This window comes from Halobaculum gomorrense, assembly GCF_900129775.1.
GTDB lineage: Archaea > Halobacteriota > Halobacteria > Halobacteriales > Haloferacaceae > Halobaculum > Halobaculum gomorrense.
On sequence record NZ_FQWV01000015.1, the window covers coordinates 21,221 to 32,080 of the forward strand.

10 protein-coding genes and 1 tRNA gene are annotated in these 10,860 nt (G+C 69.0%); 7 read left to right on the forward strand and 4 right to left on the reverse strand.

All coding sequences use genetic code 11. From position 1 onward, the window contains the following. Positions 1-2 precede the first annotated feature (2 nt). The 3 genes from BUE16_RS15875 to BUE16_RS15885 all read right to left on the reverse strand — a co-directional run bounded on the left by BUE16_RS15875 (position 3) and on the right by BUE16_RS15885 (position 4,279). Entirely contained in the window at positions 3-749 is a 747-nt protein-coding gene (locus tag BUE16_RS15875; protein WP_073311559.1) for a DUF4013 domain-containing protein, read from the reverse strand. Beyond that, positions 746-2,857, reverse strand: coding sequence for a ribosome rescue protein RqcH (gene rqcH / locus BUE16_RS15880; protein WP_073311562.1), 2,112 nt, complete (start codon positions 2,855-2,857; stop codon positions 746-748). The genes BUE16_RS15875 and rqcH overlap by 4 nt, the downstream gene beginning before the upstream one ends. 96 nt (positions 2,858-2,953) lie before the next feature. Then, on the reverse strand, positions 2,954-4,279 hold the full coding sequence (locus BUE16_RS15885) for an MFS transporter (protein WP_073311564.1): 1,326 nt from the start codon (positions 4,277-4,279) through the stop codon (positions 2,954-2,956). 162 nt (positions 4,280-4,441) lie between these two features. On the opposite strand from BUE16_RS15885, the gene BUE16_RS15890 reads away from it, so the two are divergent. After that, positions 4,442-4,771 (forward strand): DUF5785 family protein, encoded by a 330-nt coding sequence (locus tag BUE16_RS15890; protein WP_073311566.1) that lies wholly within the window; start codon positions 4,442-4,444, stop codon positions 4,769-4,771. Between the two features lie 107 nt (positions 4,772-4,878). Here BUE16_RS15890 and udk read toward each other — a convergent pair whose 3' ends face one another. Continuing rightward, complete coding sequence (gene udk / locus BUE16_RS15895) at positions 4,879-5,556, reverse strand: uridine kinase (protein WP_073311569.1); 678 nt, start codon at positions 5,554-5,556, stop codon at positions 4,879-4,881. Positions 5,557-5,695: 139 nt separating this feature from the next. Between udk and BUE16_RS15900 the strand changes: the two genes are divergently transcribed. The 6 genes from BUE16_RS15900 to BUE16_RS17430 all read left to right on the forward strand — a co-directional run bounded on the left by BUE16_RS15900 (position 5,696) and on the right by BUE16_RS17430 (position 10,679). Then, a complete protein-coding gene (locus BUE16_RS15900; RefSeq protein ID WP_073311571.1) occupies positions 5,696-7,033 on the forward strand; it encodes an ABC transporter substrate-binding protein in 1,338 nt (445 codons plus the stop codon). Positions 7,034-7,218: 185 nt separating this feature from the next. After that, complete coding sequence (locus BUE16_RS15905; protein ID WP_073311574.1) at positions 7,219-8,367, forward strand: metal-dependent hydrolase family protein; 1,149 nt, start codon at positions 7,219-7,221, stop codon at positions 8,365-8,367. Between the two features lie 89 nt (positions 8,368-8,456). After that, positions 8,457-8,612 (forward strand): DUF7563 family protein, encoded by a 156-nt coding sequence (locus BUE16_RS17070; protein ID WP_200778462.1) that lies wholly within the window; start codon positions 8,457-8,459, stop codon positions 8,610-8,612. Between the two features lie 159 nt (positions 8,613-8,771). Next, positions 8,772-10,112: an amidase gene (locus tag BUE16_RS15910; protein WP_073311577.1), complete on the forward strand. Its 1,341-nt coding sequence runs from the start codon at positions 8,772-8,774 to the stop codon at positions 10,110-10,112. A 102-nt stretch (positions 10,113-10,214) separates the two neighbouring features. Beyond that, positions 10,215-10,289 (forward strand) — tRNA-Glu (locus tag BUE16_RS15915). A gap of 258 nt (positions 10,290-10,547) precedes the next feature. Next, positions 10,548-10,679 carry a DUF1328 family protein gene (locus BUE16_RS17430; protein ID WP_073311579.1) on the forward strand — a complete coding sequence of 44 codons (132 nt, stop codon included), beginning with the start codon at positions 10,548-10,550 and terminating at the stop codon, positions 10,677-10,679. Positions 10,680-10,860: the final 181 nt, after the last annotated feature.

Consider the following 10,860-nt stretch of genomic DNA (forward strand, 5'->3'; position numbering starts at 1 on the left):
GGTTAATCGTTTTCACCGAACCTCAGCCGAGTCCCGATCCCTCGGCTCCACGCCGCCGCGGCGGCGACCTCCAGGTAGAACAGCCCGAAGAAGCCGAGCAGGCGGATCGGACGGGCGTCGGCCCCCGCCAGCGACGCGCCGAACCCGAGCAGCACCGCCCCCACGGTCCACGCGTAGAAGTACCGCCCGGACGCAACGAGCCGGCGGAGCCGCTCGGTGGCGACCGCGGCGCCGACGCGCTCGTGGAGCGTTCCCTCCGGGTCGCTCCGGGCGTACCCGGCGAGGATCGCGGGCAGCGGATACGCCAGCGCGACCGCGAGCAGCAGGCTCACTGTCCCGCCGACGAGCGTCACGCCGTACCCGAGCGGCGTCGTCGGATCGGTCGGGCCGCCCCCTCCCGCGCCCGACGCGGCGCCGCCGACCGTGACGACGAGCACGCCGACCGGAACGAGCAGGACCGCGACCGCGACCGCGCCGGCGACGACCCCGTCGCGAAGCAGCGCGAACGGCCGTCGAAACGAGGGGAGCGAGCTCGGGTCGTCGGCGTCGCCGGCGGCGCCGAGCACCCGGACGTGGTACCCGACGACGAGCGCGGCCGCAAGCGGCGCGAGCAGCGAGAGCGGCCACAGCGGCGCGACGAGCGCAATGAGGAGGTGGATCCCACCCCCGGTCGCCAGCGCCTCCGCGGTCGCGCCGCGGTCGTCCACGGCCCCGAGCGGGTACCGCAGCGCCTCCCGGATCACGCTCACTCCCCGTGCACGTCGCTTTCGCCCGGCGGGAGGAACTCCTGGATCCGGTCGGCGGAGGCGACCTTGCGGACGAACCCCTGGTCGGCGAACCGCTCTTTGAGCTGGCGATAGCACTTCATCGCCGCGTCGTTCTGGGCGTATCGCCCGGGCGTGAGCCGGATCGTCGTCTCCGCGCGCGCCTCGATTGCGCTCGGGGGACCGCCGATCACCCGCGTCTCGGGCTCGACCTGGACGCCGACGGCGACCTCGCAGGGCACGTCGCGGTAGTAGTCGCGCTCGCCGCGGATGACGAACCCGCCCTTCTCGATGTACTCGCCCGACTCGGGCGTCTTCGACACCTGATCGGGGGTGACGACGTACGCGTCGCCGGCGCCACGCCCGTCTTTCCACACCGAGGAGTGGGAGACGGCAAACTGCGCGGCCTCCCGGCGCGACTGCTCGGGGATCGTCACGTCGCGGGCGGCCTCGGAGGGGTCGGTCGCCTTGATGATCGTCACCGGGCCGCCGTGAGCCTGCGCGTGACAGAACAGGTCCCGGCCCTCCATGTAGTTCTTCACGAGCTCCTCGTTTTGGTCGGCGTTGCGCCCCCCGATGACGAGGAAGCCGTCGCTGGTCTCGAACCAGCGGAAGCGGTCGTACCAGTGGTCCTGCTTCCTGACGGGGATAGACGGTCGCGAGAGCCAGTCGACGGCTTCCCGATCGTCGTCCTCGTCGCCGTCGCTGGGTTCGTCGTCGTCCCCGTGGTCGTCATCGGCCTGCTCCCACTCCTCTCTACGCCGCTTGACAGCTTCCAGTTCCTCGCGCGTGTTCTCGATCGCCGCGAGCGCGCCCTTCTTCTTCTCTTCGATCCGCTTGGCCTCCGTGTACAGCCGGTCGGCGTTCTTCTCCGGTCCGGTGCCGGCGTCGAGGGTGACGACCGTGCCGTCGAGGTCGACGTCGACGGTCCCCTCGGAGCCGTCGACGCCGCGGACGGCCTCCGCCTCGGGGATGCCGCGGTCGGCCCCCTCGAGGAACGTCTCGTCGATCTCCTCCCAGCCTCGGCCCTCCTCACGGGCGGCCTGGATCGTCGAGAGCACGTCCGCAACGAGGTCGTAGTGGGCGTACACGGCCTCGGCCTTCTCGCGCTCGGCGGCCGCGCGCTCGTCGAAGTCGTCGATCGCGCCCTCCTGCTGGTCGATGATGCGCTGCTTTTTCGCGATCTCCGCCTCGAAGTCAGGTGCGTCGTCGACCTCCTCGTCCTCGGTGAGGTCGAGCCGGGTGAAGTACGCGTCCAAGGCGGCGTTGAAGTCGTCGTACGCCTCCGCCTCCATCCCCTCGCGCTCCGTCAGCGGGAACGGCGTCACGTCGACGACGGCGTCGTCCTCCAAGTAGACCCTGGGGTCCAGATCCCCGGCGTCGAGGCGCTCGCCCATCCGGGTGAGTGCGTCGTAGATCGCGCGGTACTGCGCCTCGCCGGCGTCGGCGATGTCGAGCGTCTTCTCGATGCCCGCGCGGGTGCAGAACTCCTCGGCGTACAGCCCGCCCATGTTGAGTTGGGTCGCGAGCGTCCGGACCACGTCGGTGTCCGACTCCTCCATCCGCGCTTCGAACACCTCGTAGCGCACACCGAAGGGATCGATCCGCGACTGCGGATACTCGTACTGGCTGCCCGGCGCGACGGTGCGCGACTTGAGCCGGACCGTCTCCAGGCTGCGCTGCACCTCGCCGGTTTCGTCGAGGACAGCGACGTTGCCCTCGCCGAACAGCTCGGCGACGACGCGCGTGTTCTCGTCGGGACGGTCGAAGTCAAACGAGAGGATGCGGTCGAACTCGTACTGCTCCACGTCGGCGAGTTCGCCGCCCGCGAGCCGCGAGCGGAGCGTCTTCGCGAACTCCGGGGGACGGCCCGGCGCGTCGGGGACGTGCGCGGGGTCGGCGACGTGACACCGCTTCACGTCGCCCGTCTCGACGAGGAGTTCGACCCGCCCGCGGTCGTAGTCACGGAGCTTGAATCGGACGAGGTCGTCGCCGTAGAGGTAGACCTTGTCCACCTTCGCGCCCTCGTACCGGGAGAGCTCCCCGGCAAGGGCGGCGAGGTCGACGCTCGTCATCTCGGTTTTCGGGTCCATCTGATCGCCCGTGACTACTTGCGGCGGGTGTTTGGGCGTTGCGGGACGCGGTGCCGCGCGGGCGGGAGCCACCGAGCTCGGCTGTCGGTGCGACGCTCACCGTCGCGCCAACACCAGCCCGGTCGCCGCTGCGACGAACCCGAAGACGGCGAGGACGCCGAACAGCACCGGCGGGGTCGCGTACGTCAGGACGGCGCCCGCGATGGCGCCGCCGAGGGCGCCGACGCCGAACACGCCGAGGTAGGTGTAGCCGTATGAGAGCCCGCGCGTGCCCGCCGGAGTGTACTCCGCGACCGTCGCCTGGTAGAACGGCTGGACGACGAACAGCGCGACGCCCAACACCGCCCCGAACGCGAGGAACGGGACGAGTCCGAGCGACGCAGCGGGGAGGAACAGCAGGGCGAGGACGCCGAGCACGCCGAAGCTCGCGGCGATCCCCCGCTCGACGGGGATGCGGTCAGTGAGCTTGCCGCCGACGTACTGCCCGACGACGCCGATCATGAGCAGCCCCGAGTAGACGTAGTTGGCCGGCGAGAGGGTCCGCCCCCCGTCACGGGCGACGCTGAGGACGTCTGCGATTCCGCCGGGCAACAGCGACGCGAGCGCGACCGGTTCGAAGCCGGAGAAGCCGCCGAGCAGTTCCGGCATGAACGTGAGGACGCCCCGGTAGTACAGCCCAGACAGCATCACGACGAGGAATACGAGCGCGAAGCTCCCCGTGAAAAGCACGCGCGACTCCGCGAGCAACTCCGAGAGCGAGCCGACGCCGGCGGCGGCCTTGGAGTCGGTCCCGCCCGCGTCGCCGCCCTCGCCGCCGTCGGTCGCGGGCTCGACTGCCGCGGTCTCGTCGAAGCTGGCGCGGAGCGCGTACAGCGCCGCGAGCAGCGCCGGCGCCGCGAGGATCGCTGCCACCGTTTGCCAGTCGAGAAACAGCAGCATGACCGTGGTGACGAGCGGACCGAGTCCGATGCCGAGGTTGCCCGCGATGCCGTGGTACGCGAAGCCGGTGCCCCGCTGCTCGACGCCCTTCGAGAGCAGCGCCAGTCCGGCCGGGTGGTACACCGACGCGGAGACGCCCCACACGACCATCGCGAGCGTGACCGCAACGAGCCCGGGCGCCAGTCCCAACAGGAGGAACGAGGCCGACATGCCAACCAGGCACGCGGTGATGAGGCGGCGCGATCCGACCCGGTCGACCAGCACGCCGCCCGGGAGCGCCCCGAGACCGAACAGGCCGTAGCCGACCGTGACGAGGAGCCCCAGCGTCGCGGACGTGACCGCGAGCTCGACGGGCCCCAGCGACACCACGTCGAACCGCGCCAGCCAGATGGGGATGAAAATGGGGATGGACAGCTCGTAGGTATGGACCATCCCGTGGGCCAGCATCGTCAGCCCGACGATGGATCTGTCGTTCCGGTTCACACGCGACCCACTCGTCTCGGGCGTGATGTACGCGTCGGTGGCGGCACGGACGGCCGTGGAATCGGACGGGCCCGACCATCGACGAACCGGCGGGGCGTCAGTCGCCGCGGGCGGGTGCGTGGAACGAAACGACTAATCGCCCCCCGCGACAACCGCGGCGTAATGAGCGCGCACGACTGGCCCCACGACCCAGACGGTGAGCAGGGCAGCGAGGGGCGCCGCAAGTACGGACACGCGGTGCTGGTGAAGAAGGTCGACGAGGACGAGGACTTCCCGCTTCGCGCGGGCGACTACCGCGAGGAGTTCGGGGACCACCCGATCCGCCTCGACGCGGACACGGTGGTCTCCGTCGACGATATCTTCGAACACATCGACGATGACACCGAGTTCAGTGACATCGTCGCTTTCCACAAGGCGATCGGTGAGACGATGCGCGACAACGGGTACTGGACGTACGAGGGGTCGGACGCGTTCACCCGCACGCGCGGGTGACTCCGCTCGCGGTCCCGAGCGGTCCGTAGTACCGAGCGGCCCGCAGAACGGGTCCGAAGACGCCTCGGGTTTCGGCGCGGGAGTCGGAGCGGGCCGTCGGTCCGTACTTAGCGCAACTGTCCACCGATCTCGCGCTCGAAGTCCTCGCGCTCCCAGGTGCGAGTTCCCTCGCCGTCGACCTCGTTTTGGAGCTTCTCTTCGAGGAGGTTGATCGCCATCCGGTTGGCGCCTTCGGGGATGATGAGGTCGGCGTGCTTCTTGCTCGGCTCGATGAACTGCTCGTGCATCGGCTTCACCGTCGAGAGATACTGGTCGATCACGCCTTCGAGGTCGCGGCCGCGGTCGACCACGTCGCGCTCGATGCGCCGAAGGATCCGCACGTCGGCGTCGGTCTCGACGTACAGCCGCAGGTCGAGCATCCCGTTTATCTCCTCGTCGTACAGCGCGAGGATCCCCTCGACGACGATCACGTCGGTCGGCTCGACGGTCACCGTCTCGTCCTTGCGGTTGTGGATCTCGAAGTCGTACTGCGGCATCTCGACGCTGTTGCCCGACAGCAGCGCCTCGAGGTGCTCGCAGAGCAGGTCCCACTCGAACGCCTCCGGGTGGTCGTAGTTCACCTCCGCGCGCTCCTCCACGTCGAGATGTGAGAGGTCGCGGTAGTAGTTGTCCAGCGGAATGCGGGTGACCGAGTCGGCGACGCGCTGGGTGATCAGCCGCGAGACCGTCGTCTTCCCGGCGCCGGTCCCCCCGGCGATGCCGACGACAAACGAGGGGTACGTCATCGCTCGCGGGTTGCCGGTGCGACGGCTTGGGCGTGTCGGTCCACAGAGCACCCCGACGAGCGCCGCCGGCTGGCGGCCACGTCGCCGTCCGACTGCGCGTTCGGTCAGCTTTATACCAAATTGCGTCAATGGATCTCACATGGCACGTAAGATCGATCGCCGTGACGTACTGAAGGGCGCCGGGACGGCCGGCGTGGTCGGCCTCGCGGGATGCATCACGCAGAACGGTTCGGGCGGCGACACCGGCGGCGGTGGCGGTGAAACCGGAGACACGACCGACTCCGGGATGGAGACCACCGAGGGCTCCGGCGGCTCGGAGTCGATGCGCACCGTCATGCACTCGGTGCTGATGCCGGTCACGGGCGACCTCGCGTCGCTGGGGGGTCCGATCCGCGACGGCGGGACGCTCCCGGTGAAGCAGTTGCGGGCGGCCGGCGACATGCCCGTCGAGTTCGACCAGACCGTCGAGGACACCCAGACTGATCCACAAGCGGGGATCCAGGCGGCGAACGCGCTGGCGAACGCGGGCTATCCGACCGTGTGCGGTCCGGCATCCTCCGGAGTGAATCTCCAGGTGACACAGCAGGTGCTCATCCCCAACGGGATGGTCGGCTGTTCGCCCTCGTCGACCTCGCCGAACGTGACCACGCTCGACGACAACGACCTCATCTTCCGGACGGCCCCGTCGGACGCGCTCCAGGGGCAGGTGATGGCGCAAGTCTCCGACGAGAATCTGGGCCACACCAGCGCCGCGGTCATGTACGTCAACAACGACTACGGACAGGCGCTCGCGGACTCGTTCACCCAGTCGTTCGAGAACAACCACGGCGGGACCGTCCAACAGCAGGTCGCGTTCACGAAGGAGAAGTCCAGCTACACCTCCGAGCTATCGACGGCGATGAACGGCTCGCCGGGCATGCTGGTCGTGATCGGCTACCCCGCATCCGGTATCCAGATCTTCCGCGACTACTACGCCAACTACAGCGACGACACGGACATCCTCGTGACCGACGGCTTAGTCGATCCCACGCTCCCCGAGAACGTGGGCAACAACATGTCGAACGTCTACGCGACCACACCGCAGGCGACCGGGCCCGGACAAGAGGAGTTCGCCTCCCTGTACGAAGAGGAGTACGGCCGCGCGCCCGGCGTGTTCAACGCCCACGCGTACGACGCCTCGGCGGTGTGCCTGCTCGCCAACGTCAAGGCGGGGACGAACGACGGCAGCGTCATCAAAGAGGAGATGCGGCCCGTGGCCAACCCGAGCGACGGCGGAACCGAGATCACCCCCGGGAATCTCCCGAAAGGGCTCCGGATGGTCGCGAACGGCGAGGACGTCTACTACTCCGGGGCCTCCTCCTCGGTTAACTTCGACGAGAACGGGGATATGACCGCCGTCACCTACGCGTTCCTCCAGTACAACACCGACATGGAGGGCAACATCGAGACGCTGTCCACGATCGACTTCCAGGCCTGATCGCGCGGCGTCGAGCGCCGCCGGGCGCCGCCGCACCGTCGATCTTTTTTTTTTTCGCCGCAGTCGCGTCCACGAGCGACACGCTCCGCGGCAGAGTCACGGCTGCATTCGGGACCGCCTCTCCGAAGGCCGCGTCGACCGCCGCGATCCACGCATTTACCCACTCCGCCAGCGATCGCTCGGTCATGCACGTACTCACGAACGGGACCGTCGTCGACGCCGACGGCGTCCGAGAAGCCGACGTGGCGATCGAGGACGGGGAGATCGTCGCCGTCGGCGACACCGGACGCGGCGACACGACGACGGACGTGGGCGGGAAGTTTGTCGCGCCGGGGCTGGTCGACTCGCACGTCCACCTGATGATGGACGGCCGCCCCGACGTGTCGACCGCGCAAGGCGAAAGCGATTTTGACCACTCGTACATCGCCGCGGCGAACCTCCGGAAGGCGGTCGAGGCGGGCGTCACCACCGTCCGCGACCTAGGTGCCACCGGAACGCTGGCGCTCGACGCCGGCCGCGCGGTCGCCGAGGGGCGCCTCGACGGGCCGCGCGTGCTCGCGTGCGCGAAGAACGTAGTGATGACCGGCGGCCACGGTCACTGGTTCGGCCGCGAGGCCGACGGTCCCAACGAGGTCCGCAAGGCCGTGCGCGAGCAGCTCAAGCGCGGCGCCGACGTGGTCAAGTGCATGGCAACCGGCGGCGTGCTCACCGAAGGCGCCCAGACGGGCGCCCCGGAGTTGACGTACGAGGAGCTTGCAGCGCTCGTCGACGCCGCAGACGCGAAAGGCGTCCCGACCGCCGCACACGCCCACGGGAAGGATGGCCTGCTCAACGCGGTCGACGCCGGAATCACGAGCATCGAGCACGGCACCTTCATGGACCGCGAGGCAGCGGAGGCGATGGCCGCCGAGGGGACCTACTGGGTGCCGACCGCGGCCGCGCTGCGAAACATCGTTGAGAACCCGGACGCCGGGATCCCCAAGTCGGCCATGGAGAAGGCCGACGAGGCCGCCGAGGCGTTTGTCTCCTCGTTCGAGCACGCCGAAGCCGCGGGCGTCGACATCGCGATGGGCACCGACGCCGGCACGCCGTTCAATTACTTCGACAACATCGCCGACGAGCTGGCGTACATGGTCGAGTACGGGCTGAGCCCCGAGGCGGCCTTGGAGGCCGCGACGGTCACCGCCGCGGAGCTGTGTGGGCTCGACGACACCGGCAGAGTCGCGGAGGACTACCGCGCCGATCTGGTCGTCCTCGACGGGAATCCCGCCGAAGACGCCGACGCGTGGCAGCGTCCCGAAGCGGTGTTCGCCGCCGGCGACCGGGTCGTCTGAGCGGACGCTTCGCCGCCCGCGCTCGGCCGTGCCGAACGAGTGCCCTCCGGGGTGTGTCTTTTTATCGATCAAACGAATGTGTCCGCCCGATGCCGGAGTGTACCAACTGTGGCGGGTTCGTGACTGAACGGTACGTGCGGGTGTTCGCACCCGATGGGCTGGAGAACGTTCGAGTCTGCCCGAACTGTGAGGACAAACTGCGCGACGGTGCGGACGTGCGCGAGGCGCGGTCGAAGCGGAGCTGATCGCCGCAAGACAGATCACCGCAAAGCCAGCCGCCACCGCACTGTTCACCGCGTGGAGCCGTCCACCGCTATCCGCGGCCTGTTTGTCCCCGTCGAGTGCGGAAGGCCCGTCCCCGCCCCCTCCGAAGAACTACTACCCGACCGACGGAACCGGTGTGTATGGACACAGATCGAACCGGGGAGGCGCTCGCCGCGCTCGCTACCGAGCTTCGAGTCGGCGAGCGTACGCCCTCGGCGTACGCGACAACCGTTCGAGACCGGATCGACGAGCGCGACGACGACGTTCGAGCGTGGGTCGACGGAGGGAAATCCCGGGCGTGGCTGCGCGCCGAAGCCGACGCCCTCGGCGATCGATACCCCGACCCGGACCCGTCGCAGGGTGCCGAACACGGCGGCGACCGCCCCTCGCTGTTCGGCGTCCCCGTGGGAGTGAAGGACATCTTTCACGTCGACGGGCTGGCGACCCGGGCGGGGTCGGAACTCCCGGTCGGTGCCCTCGCGGGCCCCGAGTCGACCGCAGTTCGGCGCCTCCGCGATGCCGGCGCGTACGTCGCCGGGAAGACCCACACCACCGAGTTCGCGTACTTCGCCCCCGGACCGACGCGCAATCCGCACGATCTCGATCGGACGCCGGGCGGCTCCTCCAGCGGGTCCGCCGCCGCCGTCGCCAGCGGCACCGCACCGCTCGCGCTCGGGACTCAGACCGTGGGTTCGGTCATTCGGCCCGCGGCCTTCTGCGGGGTCGTCGGCTTCAAGCCGACCCGCGGCAGGATCCCGACGGACGGGGTGATCCCCCTCTCGAAGTCCCTCGATCACGTTGGGACGTTCACGCGGGACGCCGTCGGCGCGTCGCTCGCGGCGTCGGTCCTCCTCGACGGCTGGGACGACGAACGAGCGAGCGAACCGGACGAGGCGGCAACGCTCGGCGTCCCGGACGACCTGTATCTCGATCAGGCGTCCGACGCTGGGCGGAAGGCGTTCGAGCGGGCGTTGGACGCGCTCGCGAACGCCGGCTACGACCTCGCCCGCGTCGCGGCGATCCCCGATATCGACGACGTGAACGACCGCCACAACACCCTCGTTGCCGCCGAGGCCGCGCTCGCCCACGGCGAGTGGTACGACCGGTACGCCAGCCGATACGCCGACGCGACCCGCGAGTTGATCGAGGACGGACGGTCCACACCTGTCTCGGCGCTCGTCCGCGGGCGACGCGGACGGAACGAACTACGCGACTCGCTGGCGGCGAGCGCGGCGGAACACGGTATCGACGCGTGGGTCGCCCCCGCGGCTCCCGGTCCCGCGCCCGGAGGGATCGACGACACCGGGGACCCGATGATGAACCTCCCGTGGACGCACGCCGGACTCCCGACGGTCAGCCTCCCCGCCGGCGACGTGGACGGCCTCCCCGTCGGCGTGCAGGTCGCCGCGGGCTTCGGCGAGGACGAACGGCTGTTGTCGCGGGCCGAGGCAATCGCCGACGCCGTCGCCGGTGCCGCGTAACCCGCCAGCCGGCACGCCAAACCGACACACGGCAGGGGCGAACCGACACCGTTTTACAGGTCACAGGCGTACGCTCAGGTGCACACAGTAGTGCATTACCGCGCTCCGGTGGTGTAGTCCGGCCAATCATATTGCCCTCTCACGGCAATGACCAGGGTTCAAATCCCTGCCGGAGCACTTCTCTCTCGATTCTGCCGTTCAGTAGCTGATCCCTTCTACCGGATCCCGTCGGATCGCCAGCCAGTGCCCTCGTTCAGGCGTCAAGAGACGACCGTTCGCGTCTGGAGAACGCGGAGCGTACGCACGTCGTAACTATCGGGCTGTGTGGTGAAAGTGGATACACAGATGAGAACCACCGGTGCGATTGCCGAGCTCGGAGCGGTGTCGAATCCTGCCCCATTGCAGTTCTTCAGCGGTGAGTTCCTCTAGTACGCGATCGTCTTTTTCGTGCTGGCGCTCGTCGCGGCCGTCCTGGGTGCCCGGGGCGTCGCCGGGGTCAGTATGACGATCGCGAAGTGGCTCGTGATCGTCTTCCTCGTTCTCACGATCGTCACGCTGGTGCTGTGAACTGCGATTCGAGCAGGCGTCGCCCCGTCGGATCTCCCCGAGTGACCCGCGTTGCCACTGGTCAACACGAATTTGCGGACGGCGGTTGACGGAGCCGTCGCTGTCTGTGTGTCTGTGTATATGAAAAAAGCCCGCTGGCGTGGTGCCAGCGGGCTTGAGTGTGTGTGTGTGGATGAGTGGT

What these genes read in the sequence shown, in the direction of transcription:
- rqcH (WP_073311562.1), bottom strand. Translation starts at nt 2,857, where the DNA reads ATGGACCCGAAAACCGAGATGACGAGCGTCGACCTCGCCGCCCTTGCC.
- BUE16_RS15890 (WP_073311566.1), top strand. Translation starts at nt 4,442, where the DNA reads ATGAGCGCGCACGACTGGCCCCACGACCCAGACGGTGAGCAGGGCAGC.
- udk (WP_073311569.1), bottom strand. Translation starts at nt 5,556, where the DNA reads ATGACGTACCCCTCGTTTGTCGTCGGCATCGCCGGGGGGACCGGCGCC.
- BUE16_RS15900 (WP_073311571.1), top strand. Translation starts at nt 5,696, where the DNA reads ATGGCACGTAAGATCGATCGCCGTGACGTACTGAAGGGCGCCGGGACG.
- BUE16_RS15905 (WP_073311574.1), top strand. Translation starts at nt 7,219, where the DNA reads ATGCACGTACTCACGAACGGGACCGTCGTCGACGCCGACGGCGTCCGA.
- BUE16_RS17070 (WP_200778462.1), top strand. Translation starts at nt 8,457, where the DNA reads ATGCCGGAGTGTACCAACTGTGGCGGGTTCGTGACTGAACGGTACGTG.
- BUE16_RS15910 (WP_073311577.1), top strand. Translation starts at nt 8,772, where the DNA reads ATGGACACAGATCGAACCGGGGAGGCGCTCGCCGCGCTCGCTACCGAG.